This window comes from Streptomyces sp. NPDC050085, assembly GCF_044460595.1.
Taxonomy (GTDB): domain Bacteria; phylum Actinomycetota; class Actinomycetes; order Streptomycetales; family Streptomycetaceae; genus Streptomyces.
This window is the reverse complement of record NZ_JBITJZ010000009.1, coordinates 24,378-38,704: the sequence shown is the minus strand read 5'-3', so window position 1 is coordinate 38,704 and position 14,327 is coordinate 24,378. Positions and strand designations below refer to the sequence as shown.

The window sequence follows — 14,327 nt, the reverse complement described above, 5'->3', positions numbered from 1 at the left end:
ACCGGCGCGCCTGCTGCCAATAATCATGGCGAACGAGAGCACGCCCGCAGTCTGCCACAGCCCGGGCGCGGCCCGGGCTGTGGTCTCACCATGCGGTCAGACCGCCGACTCCAGTACGGAATCTTCCTGCTTGACCCGGTTCAGGTCGATGTCGCGGGTCTCGCGCATCGTCAGGTAGACGACCAGCGACACGGCCGCGCACCCGGCGACGTACCAGTAGAAGCCGGACTCGATGCCCCCGTCCTTGAACCACAGGGCGACGTACTCGGCGGTGCCGCCGAACAGGGCGTTGGCGATCGCGTACGGCAGGGCGACGCCGAGGGCGCGGATGCCGGTCGGGAAGAGCTCGGCCTTCACGCACGCGTTGATGGACGTGTAGCCGGTGACGACGACGAGCGCGAGCAGGGCGAGGCCGAGGGCGGGCCAGAAGGAGCCCGCGTGCTTGAGCAGCGTCATGATCGGCACGGTCAGGAAGGTCGAGCCGACGGCGAAGGTGATGAGCAGCGGGCGGCGGCCGATGCGGTCCGAGAGCGCGCCGGCCAGCGGCTGGATGCAGGCGAAGACGATGAGCGCACAGAACGAGACGAGGGTCGCCGTCTGCTTGCTCAACCCGGCCGAATTGGACAGGTACTTGGTGAGATAGGTGGTGTACGTGTAGTACGCCACGGTGCCGCCCATGGTGAGCGCCATGACGAGGAAGGCCTCGCGCTTGTGCGCCCACAGGGCCTTGATCGTGCCCTTGTCGTCGCCGCCCACGGTCGCGTCGGCGTCGGCGGACTCCTCGTAGACCTCGGTCTCCAGCATGTTGCGGCGCAGGTAGAAGATGATCGCCGCGCCGAGGGCGCCGACGACGAACGGGATGCGCCAGCCCCAGCTGTGCAGGGCGTCGTCGGACAGGGCGTGCTGCAGGATGAGCAGCAGCCCGAGGCCGACGATCTGGCCCGCGGTCATGGACACGTACTGGAAGCTGGAGGCGAAGCCGCGCTTCTTCGGGTCGGACGCCTCGGTGAGGTAGGTGGCGCTGGCCGCGTACTCGCCGCCGACCGAGAGTCCTTGCAGGAGGCGGGCGACGAGCAGCACGACGGCGCCGCCGTATCCGGCGACGGCGTAGGTCGGCGCGACGGCGATGAGCACGGCGGACGCCGACATCAGCGTCACCGTGAGGGTCAGTGCGGCCTTGCGTCCCTTGCGGTCACCGACCCGGCCGAGCAGCCAGCCGCCGACCGGCCGCATGAAGAAGCCGACCGCGAAGATGCCCGCGGTGTTCATGAGTTGGGCGGTCGGGTTGCCGTCGGGGAAGAACGCCCCCGCGAAGTACGTGGCGAAGCTCGCGTACACGAACCAGTCGAACCACTCGACCATGTTCCCGGCCGACCCGACCAGGACCTTCTTCCATTGCTCTCGTCCCATGTGGGGCCACGATGAGGGATCGCTCCGCCGGGTGACAAGGGTGGCCGGTGCAACGATCGGGCGTACTTGCGGTCATTGTGGTCGCGGGGGCTCGCCCCCACGGCGCTCAGTGCGTCACCCCCTCCGACACCCTCAGGTCCACCCGGGTCGACGCTGCGGCCAGCAGCAGCGCCCGGATCCCGTCCGCGACCAGCGCCACCGGCAGCGACGGCGCCGAGCCGTCCCGTACCTGGTCCGGGGACCACGGGACGTGGACGAAACCGCCCCGGACGGACGGGAGTTCGGTGGCCAGGAGATGGGCAAGGCCGTACGCGACGTGGTTGCAGACGAACGTGCCGGCAGTGTGGGAGAGCGCCGCCGGAACCCCGGCACCCCGCATCGCCGCGACGCACGCCTTCACCGGCAGCGACGAGAAGTACGCGTCGGGCCCACCCCGCACCACGGGTTCGTCGACCGGCTGGGCCCCCGCGTTGTCGGGGATGCGCGCGTCGTCGACGTTGAGCGCGACCCGTTCGACGGTGACGCCGGTCCGGCCGCCCGCCTGGCCCAGGCAGAGGACGAGTTCGGGCCGGACGTCGGCGACGGCACGGCGCAGTGCGGTGATCGACTCCCCGAAGACACACGGGAGTTGGACGGCGGTGACGGCCAGTCCTTCCGGAGGGGCGGCGGCGACGAGTTCCGCCGTCTGCCACGACGGGTTCACGGATTCCCCGCCGAAGGGTTCGAATCCGGTGAGCAGGACCCGGGTCATCGGCTCAGACCTCTCAGACCGCGAAGACGGACATGATCACGATGCAGCAGCCGAGCAGCGGCAGCGCCGTCGGCAACTGCGCCTTGATCGGCCCGTACTGGTCCTTCAGTTCGAGCAGCGACGCCGGAACGATGTTGAAGTTGGCGGCCATCGGTGTGCACAGCGTGCCGCAGAACCCGGCGAGCATGCCGATCGCGAGGACCCCGGGCTCGTTGCCGTGCATCTGCTGGATGAGCACGGGCCAGCCGATCGCCGCGGTCATCACGGGGAACGCGGCGAAGGCGTTGCCCATGATCACGGTGAACAGGAACATGCCGACGCAGTACGCGATCACGGCCAGGTACGTGGAGCCGTCGGGCAGGACGTCGTCGACCAGTTTGCCGACCTGCGTGCCGACTCCGGCGACCGCGAAGATCGCGCCGAGGACGGACAGGAGCTGCGGCAGGAGCAGCGCCGCGCCCATGGACTCCAGCATCGAGCGCCCGGCGTGCAGCGGCACGGACGGCTTGCGTTCGCCGGTGACGAGCAGGCCGATGACGAGCGCGAGGACGCAGCCGATGCCGAGCCCGACGAGCGTGGCCCTGCCGGTCTCGAACAGGCCGGAGTCGTCGAGGAACGAGGCGCAGACGAGGGCGACGACGGGGATCGTGAGGGCAGGGATGAAGAGCTTGTTGCCGAGGCGCGTGGCGGAGGCCTCGCGCTGCTCGGCCGTGGTCGTCGCCGGGACGCCCTTGCCGATGAAGTTGAACCCGGCGAGCACGATGAGCACGAGGACGGCGACGCCGAGCGGTTCGGCGGGCAGGGTCCAGGTCGCGCCGCCCTCGACGACTCCGGTGCCGTACGGGAAGGTCAGTCCGAGCAGGCCCCAGAAGGCCGCGGACGTCCAGCGCTTCGGGTTGGTCCGGTCCGTCGCCATCTGTACGGCCATGACGACGAACACGAGGCCTATCAGCCAGTACAGCCACTCGACCTTGATCACTTCGCGGTCTCCTTCGGCAGCGGCAGGTCGTTCTCGGCGGCGGCGAGCGCGATCTCGCGGTCCAGTCGGCGGTCGAGCAGCAGCAGCCGGGCGCCGTGGACGACGAAGGCGCAGGCGGCCACCGGGATGGCCCACAGGGCGAGTTGGGTGGGTTCGAGCTGCTGGTGGTAGGTGGAGTTCACGAAGCCGGTGATCAGCAGGATCGAGCCGATCGCGATGAAGCAGTCCTCGCCGAAGAAGAGGCCTACGTTGTCGGCGCCTGCGGCGTGGGAGCGGACCTTCTCGCGGACCTTGTCGGGCAGGGTGGCGCCGGTGCGGCGTTCGGCGGCGGCCTCCGCCATGGGGGCCACCAGCGGGCGCACGCTCTGTGCGGGCCCGGCGATGCTGGTGAGCCCGAAGGCCGCGGTGACCTGGCGCAGCAGCAGGTACGCGGTGAGGAACCGGCCCGCGCTGAGCCCGGCGAGTCTGCCGATGAGGCGGCCCGCCTGTTCGCGCAGGCCGTACCGCTCGAGGAGGCCGATCACGGGGAGCGTGACGGCGAAGACGGTGATGGAGCGGCTGTCCGCGAACGCCTTGCCGAACGCGGCCAGGATCTCCTGGACGTTCATCCTGCCGAGCAGAGCGGTGGTGATGCCGGCGACGCCGACCACCAGGACGGGGTTGCGGCGCGTGACGAATCCGAGGATCACCACGAGCACACCGAGGAGCACGATCATGCGGCCGCCTTCATGAGGCACGAGGGGTGGGTGAGGGTTGCACGGACCTTAGGGGATCGTTGAACGATCGAACAAGAGGGCGTACGTTGATGAGGTGCCCCATGACCTTGAAGGCGGGAACGTGATCGACCTCAACGCCGACCTCGGCGAGGGCTTCGGCCGCTGGACCCTCACCGATGACGAGGCCCTGCTCTCCGTCGTGACCAGTGCCAATGTCGCCTGCGGCTTCCACGCCGGCGATCCGAGCGTGATGCGCCGGGTCTGCGACCTCGCCGCGGCGCGCGGGGTGCGGATCGGGGCGCAGGTCTCCTACCGCGACCTCGCCGGGTTCGGGCGGCGCGCGATGGACGTGCCGGCGGACGAGCTGGCGGCCGAAGTGGCGTACCAGATCGGCGCGTTGCGGGTCTTCGCCGAGGCGGCGGGGGCAAGCGTGGCGTACGTGAAGCCGCACGGCGCGCTCTACAACCGGACCGTGCACGACGACGCGCAGGCGCACGCCGTGGTGGCCGGGGTCCGCCTCGCGGGCGGCGCGCTGCCGGTGCTCGGGCTCCCGGGGTCACGGCTGCTCGCCGCCGCCGACGAGGCGGGCCTGACGCCGGTGCGCGAGGCGTTCGCCGACCGCGCGTACACCCCCGAGGGCACGTTGGTGTCGCGCCGTGAGCCCGGTGCCGTGGTCGAGGACGCGGACGCGGTGGTGCGCCGGGCCGTCGGTTTCGCCGTGGACGGCGGGGTCGAGGCCGTCGACGGTTCGCGGGTCGCGGTCGCGGCCCGTTCGCTGTGCGTGCACGGAGACACCCCGGGCGCCGCTCTGATCGCCGCCCGGGTCCGCGCGGCGCTGGAGCGGGCCGGGGTGACGGTCGGGGCGTTCGCGTGACCGGCGTGGTCGTGCACCGGGCCGGGCGGCAGGCGCTGCTCGTGGAGCTGCCGGACGGCGAGCGCACCGGCGCCTTCCACGCGGAGCTGCTGCGGCGGCGCGCGGCGGGGACGCTGCCGTCGGTCGCGGAGATCGTGCCCGGGGCGAGCACCGTGCTGCTCGACGGCGTCCGGGACCCGGAGCCGCTGGCGCGCCAACTGGCCGACTGGGACGTGCCGTTGACGCCGCCCGAGGACGGAGAGACGGTGACGGTCCCGGTCGTGTACGACGGCCCCGACCTGGCCGAGGTCGCCGAGCTGTGGGGCGTCCCCGAGGACGAGGTGGGCCCGCGTCACGCCTCGTACACATACCGCGTCGCGTTCTGCGGCTTCGCCCCCGGCTTCGGCTATCTGACGGGCCTGCCCGAGGCCCTGCACGTCCCGCGTCGCCCGACGCCGCGCACGAAGGTTCCGGCGGGGGCGGTGGCTCTGGCGGGTCCGTACTCGGCGGTGTACCCGAGGGCGACGCCGGGCGGGTGGCAGCTCATCGGCACGATGCCGGATCCGACCGCGCTGTGGGACCCGGCCAGGGAGCGGGCGGCGCTCCTCGCACCGGGAACGCGGGTCAGGTTCGCGCCGCCGGGGGAAGAGCGATGACCGCGAAACTGACCGTGGTCAGACCCGGCGCCCTCACGACCATCCAGGACGACGGCCGAACGGGCCACGCCCACCTGGGAGTTCCCCGCTCGGGCGCCCTGGACGCACCCGCCCTGCACCTGGCCAACCGGCTCGTCGGCAACCCGGAGAACGCCGCCGCGCTCGAAACGACCCTGACCGGCTGCGCCCTGCGCCCCGACCGGCAGGTCACCGCGGTCGTCGGCGGAGCCCCGTGCCGGGTCACGATCGACGGCCGCCCCGCCCCCTGGGGCACCCCGGTCCGCGTCCCCGCGGGCGCCACGCTCGACATCGGCCCGGCCACCCACGGCCTGCGCTCGTACGTCGCGTTCGCCGGAGGCGTCCTGGTCGAGCCGGTGCTCGGCAGCCGCTCCACCGACCTCCTCTCGGGCCTCGGCCCGGCGCCGCTGGCCGAGGGCGATCTGCTTCCGGTGGGCCGACCCACCGAGCCGCGACCCGCGCTCCCGGCGGCGCCCCCCTGGCCCGCTCCCCCGGCCGAACTGATCCTCCCCGCGCGCCTCGGCCCCCGCGCCGACTGGTTCACGCCCGAGGCGGTCCGCACCTTCCTGACGGCCGCGTACACCGTCTCGCCGCACAGCAACCGCATCGGGCTGCGCACCGAAGGCCCGTCCCTGGAGCGGGAGTTGACGGGCGAGCTGCCGAGCGAGGGCATGGTCCTCGGCGCGGTGCAGGTGCCGCCGGACGGCCGCCCGGTGGTCTTCCTGCACGACCACCCGACGACCGGCGGCTATCCGGTGATCGCCGTCGTCCCCGAGGAGGCCCTTGCCGCGGCGGCGCAGGCGGTGCCGGGGACTCCGGTGCGGTTCACTTCCGGCTGACGCGGCGGACGAAGACGTCCGGCACCCCGTTGGTGTCCCCCGGCACCAGGTTCGTGGCCCACGAGCCGAACACCGCGGTCGAGGCGTCCCGGCTGAGCGCGGCGATCCCCATGGCCTGGTCGTCGCTCTCGGCGCCGCCCGCGCCCACGCTCAGCCGCTCGGTCACTCCGGTGCGCAGGTCGCGCAGGAACAGCGGCCCGTGGCGCGTGTCGCCCGCCACCAGGTCGGTGGCGGAGGACGAGAAGGCCACGTACCGGCCGTCGCCGCTGATCTGCGCGCCGCTCCAACTGCCCGCGGACTGACCCCCGTTCGCACTCACGGACACGCGTCGCGTCGCCCCGGTCCGCAGATCGCGCACGAACGCGTCGTACGTGCCGTTCGTGTCGTCCGGCACCAGGTCGGGGGCGCTGGAGGTGAACGCCGCGTACCTGCCGTCCGCGCTGAACGTGGGCACGCTGGTCTGGGTGTACGGCTGCCCCGCGTAGTTCTTCGCGAAGACCTCGGCCTTCCCGGCGCGCCGGTCGTAGACGTAGACACGGCCCTCGAACCCGGGCTTGACCTGCCCCGCGGAGAACGCGATCCGGCTCCCGTCGGCGCTGATCGTGGCAGCGCCCAGGGTCCAGTACCCGGACTCGAACACCGTCGGGCTCATCAGCCGCGTGGTGCCCTTCTCGCGGTCCCGCAGATACATGCCGAACGAGGTCCGCTCGCTGGAGTCCCCGTTCTCGCTCAGCGGCGAGTCGAAGACGACGTACCGCCCGTCGGAGCTCATCACGGCCCCTGTGCCGTACCCCCCGCTGACCGGCCTGTCGTCGTCGGAGAGGCTGACCACCTCGGTGCGGCCGGTCCTGCGGTCGTACAGGAAGTAGCCGGAGTAGAAGTCGTGGCCCTCGGCGCTGCCGGTCTGGCCCCGGTAGGTCACGTACCTTCCGTTCGCACTGATCGATGCGCCGTGTCCGCCCTCGCCGATCCGCTGGACGGTGCCCCGGCGCAGGTCGCGCAGGAAGACGTCGGTGTCCGCGTTCGTGTCCCCCGGCACCAGGTTCGCCGCGGCGGACGAGAAGACGACGAACCGTCCGTCGCCGCTGACCGAGGCCCCGGTCGACTCCCCGTCCGCCTGGGTCCCGTCCGCGGCGACGCTGATCCGCTCCGTCGTGCCCCGCGCCGGCGCCCCGTGCGCCGAACCGGTCGCCCCCACGACCACCGCGAGCCCGGCCGCCACGACAGCGGCACGCATGCCTCTGCTCATCGAATCCCCCGTAAGACGCGCGTCCCCCGGCCCTGCGCCGAGGGCTCGGAGCGATACAACCGCACCGGAAGCAATCGGGCAATCCCTCAGATGACGTACAACCTGGACGGCCCGTCAGCCGTCCTGCACCACAAGCCCGTCCTCGATGAACTCCCGTACGTGATCGAGCACTTGCCCGCGTTCGGCCCCTCTGAGCCCGATCGCCACATGGATCGAGAACCCGTCGAGCAGCGCCCGCAGCCGCGTCGCGAACCGGTCCGGGTCGACGGCACGGAACGCGCCGCGCGAGATCCCCTCGGCGAGCAGCGCCACCAGGTCGCGGTGCCAGGCCCCCTCGATGGCGGCCTGGCGGGTGCGGGCGTCGTCCCCGGCGCTGCGCGACCGGTTGAACACCTCGAGCCAGAGCGTCCAGTGCGGGTCGCGGTGCCCGTCGGGCACGTACAGGTCGACGTACGCGTCGAGGCGCTCCCGTACGCCGCCCTCGCCCGCCAGCAACTGCCTCCGCCGCTCGCCCAGTTGGCCCTCGCTCCATTCGAGGGTGCGCAGCAGCAGCTCGTCCTTGGACCCGAAGTGGTACGCGAGGTGGCCGCTGCTCATCTGCACCTCGCGGCCGAGCGCGGCCATGGTGAGCCGGTCGAGCCCGCTCTCGGCGATCATCGCCATGGCCGTGGCGAGGACGGTGTCGAGCGGCGGGGCCGGGGTGCGGCGGCGGGATGCGGTCATGGCGCCGGTGTCGTACGGGCCGCGCGGGGCTGCTGCTGCGTGATGCAGTGGATGCCGCCGCCGCCCGCGAAGATCGTCCGGGCGTCGACCGGGGTCACCGTCCGGGACGGGAAGAGCCGGCGGAAGATCGCGGCGGCCCGCTCGTCGTTCGGGTCGTCGAAGGCGCACAGGACGACGCCGTCGTTGCAGAGGTAGTGGTTGATGTACGAGTAGTCGACCCAGCCCCCGTCGTCGGGGTCGGTGAGCACGGTCGGGGCCGGGACCTCGACGATCTCCAGGGGCCTGCCCTGGGCGTCGGTCTGCCCGCGGAGCACGCCGATGATCTCGCGGCTGACCTCGAAGTCCGGGTGGGCCGGGTCCTGTTGGGAGTGGACGAGGACGACGCCGGGCGCGGCGAACGCGGCGACGATGTCGACGTGCCCGCGCGTGCCGAACTCGCCGTAGTCCCCGGTGAGTCCGCGCGGCAGCCAGATCGCCTTCGACGTCCCGATCCGGGCGTGGATCTCGGCCTCGACGTCGGCCTTCGTCAAGCCCTGGTTGCGGTCGGGATCGAGCTGGACGGTCTCGGTGAGCAGGACGGTGCCCTCGCCGTCGACGTGGATGCCGCCGCCCTCGTTCACCAGGGTCGAGGAGTGCACAGGGACCCCGGCCAGGTCGGCCACGTGCCGGGCGATCTTCGCGTCGTGCTCCCAGCGGGCCCAGTCCTGGGCGCCCCAGCCGTTGAACGTCCAGTCCACGGCGGCCAGTTCACCGGTCTCTGCGTGCTTCACGAACGTGGGACCGATGTCGCGCATCCACGCGTCGTCGAGGTCGCGCTCCACCAACTCGACGTCATCGGCGAGGAGTTCACGGGCCGAGTCGAGCTGGCCCGTGCCGACGACCATCGTCACCGGCTCGAAGGCGCGCACGGCGTGTGCGACCGAGGCCCATGCGGTACGGGCCTCGGCCAGCTCCCGGTCGTCGGTGAAGGTGGGGTTGGCGCCGGGCCACGCCATCCAGGTGCGCTCGTGCGGGGCCCACTCGGGCGGCATCGCGTAGGTCATGACGGAATCCTCAGAGGAAGTAGAGGCGGTTGAGGGAGACGGACTCGGCCGGTTCGGAGCGCAGCGGCTCCCCGTCGAGGGTGACGAGGCCCGTGCGCTGGTCCACGTCCACCGCTCCCGTACGGGAGTTGAGGCGCAGGTCGGCCGGGCCGATGCCGCGGGTGCCGCGCACGGCGACACGGCGCCTGCGCGTGGGCATGGCGTCGTGCCCGTCGTCGACGGCCGCCTGTGCGACGAAGGCCACGGACAGCTCGGCGGCCGTCGCGCCGTGCGCCCCGAACTGCGGCCCCAGGACCAGGGGTTCACAGGTGTCGGTGGCCGCGTTCGGGTCGCCGACGACGCCGTACGCGGGGAAGCCGGACTTGAGGACGAGCTGCGGTTTCGCGCCGAAGAACTCGGGGCGCCACAGCACGATGTCGGCCATCTTGCCGGGCTCGATGGACCCGATCTCGTGGCTGAGGCCGTGCGCGATGGCCGGGTTGATCGTCAGCTTGGCCATGTAGCGCAGGACGCGCTCGTTGTCGTGGCCGACGCCGGGGTCGCCGAGCTCGTGCTTCATCTTCCCGGCCATGGCGAACGTACGGCGCACGGTCTCGCCCGCGCGGCCCATGCCCTGCGCGTCGGACGAGGTGATGCCGATGGCGCCCAGGTCGTGCAGCACGTCCTCGGCGCCCATCGTCCCGGCGCGGATCCGGTCGCGGGCCATGGCGGCGTCGCCCGGCAGGTCCGTCTTCAGGTCGTGGACGGAGACGATCATGCCGTAGTGCTCGGCGACGGCGTCACGCCCGAAGGGCAGGGTGGGGTTCGTCGAGGACCCGATGACGTTGGCCACTCCCGCCATCTTCAACACGTTCGGCACGTGGCCGCCGCCGCAGCCCTCGATGTGGAAGGCGTGGATGGTGCGCCCGTCGAGGACGCGAAGGGTGTCCTCGACCGAGAGGCACTCGTTCAACCCATCGCTGTGCAGGGCGACTTGGACGTCGTGCTCCTCGGCGACGCGCAGCGCCGTGTCGAGCGCGCGGGTGTGCGCGCCCATGTCCTCGTGCACCTTGAACCCGCAGGCGCCGCCCTCCGCGAGGGCCTCCACGAGCGGCGCCCCGTGGGAGGACGAACCCCGGCCCAGGAAGCCGATGTTGACGGGCCAGGCGTCGAAGGCGGAGAAGGCGTGCCTGAGCGCCCAGGGCGAGTTGACGCCGACGCCCCAGACCGGGCCGAACTCCTGGCCGATGATCGTGGTGACACCGGAGGCGAGCGAGGCCTCCATGATCCGCGGCGACAGCAGGTGGACGTGGGTGTCGACGGCCCCGGCGGTGGCGATCAGCCCCTCGCCGGAGACGATGGACGTGCCGGTCCCGACGACGACGTCGACGCCGTCGAGGGTGTCCGGGTTCCCGGCCCGCCCGATGGCGTGGATGCGGCCCTCGCGGATGCCGATGGACACCTTGCGGATGCCGAGCGCGGCGTCGATCACGACCACGTTGGAGATCACGACGTCACAGGTCTCGCGGACCGCGGCGGCCTTCAGGTGCAGCCCGTCGCGGGCGGTCTTGCCGAACCCGGCCAGGAACTCGTCGCCGTACGCCTGCGCGTCCGACTCCACCAGGATCGTGAGCCCGGAGTCGCCGAGGCGGACCCGGTCGCCGGCCCGCGGCCCGTGCGTGGCCGCGTACTCGTACGGGGTGAGGCGGCGGGCCTCGGCCGCGTGTCCTGCGGGGCGGCTCATCGTCCGGCCTCCTGATCTGCTGCTTCCTGCACTCCGAGATATCCGCAGGCGGCGGCGCGGCGCAGCGCCTCCTCGCGGGCGCCGGGGGCGTCGAGCGGCCCGTCGACGAGCCCGGCGAAGCCGATGGCCACGCGGGCCCCGCCGATCGGCACGAGCCCGACCTCGGCGGACTCCCCCGGGCCGAACCGCACCGAGGAGCCCGCGGGCACGGCGAGCCGCATCCCGTACGCCCGTGCGCGCGGGAAATCGAGGCGCGGGTTCGCCTCGAAGAAGTGGAAGTGGGAGGTGACGGAGACGGGCACGGTCGCGGTGTTGGTGACGGCGAGCGTCAACTCCGGCTCGGGGTCGGCGTGTTCGGGTCCGGTCAGCAGCGCCCCGGGAGCCTCGTCCCCCAGCCCGCGGGCCCCGATCGGGTCGCTCACCACGGCGAGCCGGGACCCGTCGTCGAAGACCGCCTCGACGTGCACCTCGGTGACGACGTCGGCGACGCCGGGCAGCACGTCGTCCGGGCCGAGTACGGAGCGGGCCGCCTCGATCGCCTCGGCGAGGCGGCGCCCGTCGCGGGCCGCCTCGCAGACGGTGTCCGCGATCAGGGCGGTCGCCTCCGGCACATTGAGCCGCAGGCCGCGCGCCCTGCGGGCCCGGGCCAGCTCGGCGGCCCCGAACAGCAGCAGCCGGTCGCGCTCCGTGGGAGTCAGTCGCACGCCTCCGCACCTCCTCATCGTTAGAACGTCACTCTAAACAACGGTCGCGACCAACGGAAGGAAGGGCAGATATAGCGATGCAGGGCTTGAGATATCCCACATTGAGCATTGCTCTAAGCGAGCTCTGCCCAAGCCGAGCGGGTCTGAGCACGCACAACGGCCCCCGTACCGCGAACTGCGGTACGGGGGCCGGGAGTTGTGCGTCAGCCGGAGATCTTGTGCATCCAGCCGTGCGTGTCCTCGACCGTGCCGCGCTGCAGGTTGAGCAGCGCCTCACGCAGCTTGAGCGTGACCTGGCCGGGGTTGCCGTCGCCGTGCGTCCACTGGTCCGACTTGGTCTTGACGTGGCCGATCGGCGTGACGACCGCGGCCGTGCCGCAGGCGAAGACCTCGGTGAGCGCACCGGAGGCGGCGTCCGCGCGCCACTGCTCCAGGGTGATGACGCCCTCCTCGGCGGTGTAGCCGAGGTCACGGGCGACCTGGAGGAGGGAGTCGCGGGTGATGCCCTCCAGGATGGAGCCGGTGAGCGCCGGGGTGACGATGCGGTCGCCGTAGACGAAGGCGACGTTCATCGAGCCGGACTCCTCGACCTTGGTGCGGGTCACCGCGTCGAGGTAGACGACCTGGTCGCAGCCGTTCGCGGCGGCCTCGGCCTGGGGCAGCAGCGACGCGGCGTAGTTGCCGCCGGTCTTGGCGTCGCCGGTGCCGCCGGGCACGGCGCGCACGTGGTCCTCGGAGACCCAGATGGTGACGGGCTTGACGCCGCCCGCGAAGTAGGCCCCGGACGGGGACGCGATCAGCATGAACAGGTACTCGTTCGCCGGGTGCACGCCGAGCGCGGCCTCCGTGGCGAACATGAACGGCCGCAGGTACAGGGCCTCCTCGCCGCCGTGCGGCGGCACCCAGGCGCCGTCCTGGGCGAGCAGCACGTCGAGCGCCTCGATGAACAGCTCCTCGGGCAGCTCCGCCATGGCCATGCGGCGGGCGGAGGTGCGGAAGCGGCGGGCGTTGGCCTCCGGGCGGAAGACGGCGACGGAGCCGTCGGGCTGGCGGTACGCCTTGAGGCCCTCGAAGATCTCCTGGCCGTAGTGGAGCACGTGCGTCGACGGGTCGAGGGAGATCGGCCCGTACGGGACGAGCTGGGCGTCGTGCCAGCCGCGGCCCTCGGTCCACCGGATCGTCACCATGTTGTCGGTGAAGTGGCGGCCGAAACCGGGGCTGGCCAGGATCGCGTCCCGCTCCGCGGCGGACAGCGGGGCGGACGAGGGCTTGAGCTCGATCGTGGGCGTCGTGGTCATGATGCGTGTCCTTCACCGTTGGTTGTGACGGACCGCGCTCACGTCTGCACTCCTTGTACTAGGACGTCCGAGCTTCCACGTACATCGCGGCCTCGCGTTCGATTATCGCGCGTGGCGAGGTGTGCTCGAAACGGACCTGGTGAGTGGTGGGGTGTGGTGCGGCGTGATGCGGCCCAGGGGTTGATGGTGGCACCCGGGGCCGCATAGGAGAAGCCGCCGGGTGCGGTGTGCGGCCCGGCGGCTTCTCTTACGTGGTGTACGTGGATGAGCGCCGGGTCAGCCGGCTACTCGCGCGGCGAGGGCGTCGCCGATCTGCTCGGTGGAGCGGACGGTCTCGCCGCGCTCACCCAGGTCGGCGGAGACGGCGGTCTCGATGCGGGCGGCCTCGGACTCGTAGCCGAGGTGCCGCAGGAGGAGGGCGACCGAGAGGACCGTGGCGGTCGGGTCGGCCTTGCCCTGGCCCGCGATGTCCGGGGCCGAGCCGTGGACGGGCTCGAACATGGACGGGAACTCGCGGCCCGGGTTGATGTTCCCGGAGGCCGCGACGCCGATGCCACCGGAGACGGCCGCGGCGAGGTCGGTGATGATGTCGCCGAAGAGGTTGTCGGTGACGATCACGTCGAAGCGGGCCGGGTCGGTGACGAGGTAGATCGTCGCGGCGTCGACGTGGATGTAGTCGGTGGTGACCTCGGGGAACTCCTTGGCCACCTGGTTGAAGACGTTCGTCCACAGGTGCCCGGCGAAGGTCAGCACGTTGTTCTTGTGGACCAGCGTGAGCTTCTTGCGGGGGCGGGCCTGGGCGCGGGCGAACGCGTCGCGGACCACGCGCTCGACGCCGAAGGCCGTGTTGACGGAGACCTCGGTGGCGACCTCGTGGGGCGTGCCCTTGCGGATCGTGCCGCCGTTGCCCGTGTACGGGCCCTCGGTGCCCTCGCGCACGACGACGAAGTCGATCTCCGGCTGGCCGGCGAGCGGCGTCGAGACACCGGGGAGCAGCTTCGACGGACGCAGGTTCACGTGGTGGTCGAAGGCGAAGCGGAGCTTGAGCAGGAAGCCGCGCTCGAGCACGCCGGACGGCACGCTCGGGTCGCCGATGGCGCCGAGCAGGATCGCGTCGTGCTTCTTGAGGGAGGCGAGGTCGGCGTCGGTGAGGGTCTCACCGGTCGCGTGGTAGCGCTTGGCGCCGAAGTCGTACTCCTCGGTCTCCAGCTTCACATCCTGCGGAAGGACGGCGGAGAGGACCTTGAGACCCTGGGCCACGACCTCCTGGCCGATGCCGTCACCGGGGATCACTGCGAGATTGATGCTGCGAGACATGACGGCACCGTACTCCTTGTCCCATGGGATGACACGCGGTGTCCAGAA

General features: G+C 71.9%; 14 protein-coding genes. 3 read left to right on the top strand and 11 right to left on the bottom strand.

All coding sequences use genetic code 11. The features are described 5' to 3' along the window. Nucleotides 1-96: 96 nt before the first annotated feature. From ACIBUY_RS29435 to ACIBUY_RS29420, 4 genes are all read right to left on the bottom strand, one after another. On the bottom strand, nucleotides 97-1,410 hold the full coding sequence (locus ACIBUY_RS29435) for an MFS transporter (RefSeq protein ID WP_365572841.1): 1,314 nt from the start codon (nucleotides 1,408-1,410) through the stop codon (nucleotides 97-99). Nucleotides 1,411-1,516: 106 nt separating this feature from the next. Continuing rightward, entirely contained in the window at nucleotides 1,517-2,161 is a 645-nt protein-coding gene (gene pcp / locus ACIBUY_RS29430; RefSeq protein WP_365572844.1) for a pyroglutamyl-peptidase I, read from the bottom strand. A 13-nt stretch (nucleotides 2,162-2,174) separates the two neighbouring features. Continuing rightward, nucleotides 2,175-3,140 (bottom strand): DUF979 domain-containing protein, encoded by a 966-nt coding sequence (locus ACIBUY_RS29425; protein ID WP_365572847.1) that lies wholly within the window; start codon nucleotides 3,138-3,140, stop codon nucleotides 2,175-2,177. Beyond that, the gene (locus ACIBUY_RS29420; protein WP_365572850.1) at nucleotides 3,137-3,856 is read right to left on the bottom strand and encodes a DUF969 domain-containing protein; all 720 of its coding nucleotides are present in this window, start codon (nucleotides 3,854-3,856) and stop codon (nucleotides 3,137-3,139) included. The genes ACIBUY_RS29425 and ACIBUY_RS29420 overlap by 4 nt, the downstream gene beginning before the upstream one ends. Before the next feature lie 121 nt (nucleotides 3,857-3,977). On the opposite strand from ACIBUY_RS29420, the gene ACIBUY_RS29415 reads away from it, so the two are divergent. Genes ACIBUY_RS29415 through ACIBUY_RS29405 form a run of 3 tightly spaced genes read left to right on the top strand, consistent with a single transcriptional unit; the run spans nucleotide 3,978 to nucleotide 6,222 of the window. Then, nucleotides 3,978-4,730, top strand: coding sequence for a LamB/YcsF family protein (locus ACIBUY_RS29415; protein ID WP_399154321.1), 753 nt, complete (start codon nucleotides 3,978-3,980; stop codon nucleotides 4,728-4,730). Continuing rightward, nucleotides 4,727-5,365 (top strand): allophanate hydrolase subunit 1, encoded by a 639-nt coding sequence (locus ACIBUY_RS29410; protein WP_365572853.1) that lies wholly within the window; start codon nucleotides 4,727-4,729, stop codon nucleotides 5,363-5,365. The genes ACIBUY_RS29415 and ACIBUY_RS29410 overlap by 4 nt, the downstream gene beginning before the upstream one ends. After that, nucleotides 5,362-6,222 (top strand): biotin-dependent carboxyltransferase family protein, encoded by an 861-nt coding sequence (locus tag ACIBUY_RS29405; protein WP_399154238.1) that lies wholly within the window; start codon nucleotides 5,362-5,364, stop codon nucleotides 6,220-6,222. The genes ACIBUY_RS29410 and ACIBUY_RS29405 overlap by 4 nt, the downstream gene beginning before the upstream one ends. Here ACIBUY_RS29405 and ACIBUY_RS29400 read toward each other — a convergent pair. The 7 genes from ACIBUY_RS29400 to ACIBUY_RS29370 form a co-directional block, all read right to left on the bottom strand. Continuing rightward, the gene (locus ACIBUY_RS29400; protein ID WP_399154237.1) at nucleotides 6,209-7,459 is read right to left on the bottom strand and encodes a hypothetical protein; all 1,251 of its coding nucleotides are present in this window, start codon (nucleotides 7,457-7,459) and stop codon (nucleotides 6,209-6,211) included. The genes ACIBUY_RS29405 and ACIBUY_RS29400 overlap by 14 nt on opposite strands. A gap of 126 nt (nucleotides 7,460-7,585) precedes the next feature. Further along, complete coding sequence (locus tag ACIBUY_RS29395) at nucleotides 7,586-8,194, bottom strand: TetR/AcrR family transcriptional regulator (RefSeq protein WP_365572862.1); 609 nt, start codon at nucleotides 8,192-8,194, stop codon at nucleotides 7,586-7,588. Further along, a complete protein-coding gene (locus ACIBUY_RS29390; protein ID WP_399154236.1) occupies nucleotides 8,191-9,237 on the bottom strand; it encodes an agmatine/peptidylarginine deiminase in 1,047 nt (348 codons plus the stop codon). Before ACIBUY_RS29390 ends, ACIBUY_RS29395 begins: the two co-directional genes overlap by 4 nt. Nucleotides 9,238-9,247: 10 nt before the next feature. Further along, nucleotides 9,248-10,960, bottom strand: coding sequence for an urease subunit alpha (locus ACIBUY_RS29385; protein WP_399154235.1), 1,713 nt, complete (start codon nucleotides 10,958-10,960; stop codon nucleotides 9,248-9,250). Then, complete coding sequence (gene ureA, locus ACIBUY_RS29380) at nucleotides 10,957-11,664, bottom strand: urease subunit gamma (protein WP_399154234.1); 708 nt, start codon at nucleotides 11,662-11,664, stop codon at nucleotides 10,957-10,959. Before ureA ends, ACIBUY_RS29385 begins: the two co-directional genes overlap by 4 nt. A gap of 203 nt (nucleotides 11,665-11,867) precedes the next feature. Further along, nucleotides 11,868-12,962: a branched-chain amino acid aminotransferase gene (locus ACIBUY_RS29375; RefSeq protein ID WP_365572874.1), complete on the bottom strand. Its 1,095-nt coding sequence runs from the start codon at nucleotides 12,960-12,962 to the stop codon at nucleotides 11,868-11,870. A 276-nt stretch (nucleotides 12,963-13,238) separates the two neighbouring features. Beyond that, nucleotides 13,239-14,279 carry a 3-isopropylmalate dehydrogenase gene (locus ACIBUY_RS29370; protein ID WP_365572877.1) on the bottom strand — a complete coding sequence of 347 codons (1,041 nt, stop codon included), beginning with the start codon at nucleotides 14,277-14,279 and terminating at the stop codon, nucleotides 13,239-13,241. Between the last annotated feature and the right edge of the window lie 48 nt (nucleotides 14,280-14,327).

Excerpts from the sequence above, each read along its gene's own strand:
- ACIBUY_RS29435 (WP_365572841.1), bottom strand. The coding sequence starts at position 1,410 with ATGGGACGAGAGCAATGGAAGAAGGTCCTGGTCGGGTCGGCCGGGAAC.
- pcp (WP_365572844.1), bottom strand. The coding sequence starts at position 2,161 with ATGACCCGGGTCCTGCTCACCGGATTCGAACCCTTCGGCGGGGAATCC.
- ACIBUY_RS29420 (WP_365572850.1), bottom strand. The coding sequence starts at position 3,856 with ATGATCGTGCTCCTCGGTGTGCTCGTGGTGATCCTCGGATTCGTCACG.
- ACIBUY_RS29405 (WP_399154238.1), top strand. The coding sequence starts at position 5,362 with ATGACCGCGAAACTGACCGTGGTCAGACCCGGCGCCCTCACGACCATC.
- ACIBUY_RS29400 (WP_399154237.1), bottom strand. The coding sequence starts at position 7,459 with ATGCGTGCCGCTGTCGTGGCGGCCGGGCTCGCGGTGGTCGTGGGGGCG.
- ACIBUY_RS29395 (WP_365572862.1), bottom strand. The coding sequence starts at position 8,194 with ATGACCGCATCCCGCCGCCGCACCCCGGCCCCGCCGCTCGACACCGTC.
- ACIBUY_RS29390 (WP_399154236.1), bottom strand. The coding sequence starts at position 9,237 with ATGACCTACGCGATGCCGCCCGAGTGGGCCCCGCACGAGCGCACCTGG.
- ACIBUY_RS29385 (WP_399154235.1), bottom strand. The coding sequence starts at position 10,960 with ATGAGCCGCCCCGCAGGACACGCGGCCGAGGCCCGCCGCCTCACCCCG.
- ACIBUY_RS29375 (WP_365572874.1), bottom strand. The coding sequence starts at position 12,962 with ATGACCACGACGCCCACGATCGAGCTCAAGCCCTCGTCCGCCCCGCTG.
- ACIBUY_RS29370 (WP_365572877.1), bottom strand. The coding sequence starts at position 14,279 with ATGTCTCGCAGCATCAATCTCGCAGTGATCCCCGGTGACGGCATCGGC.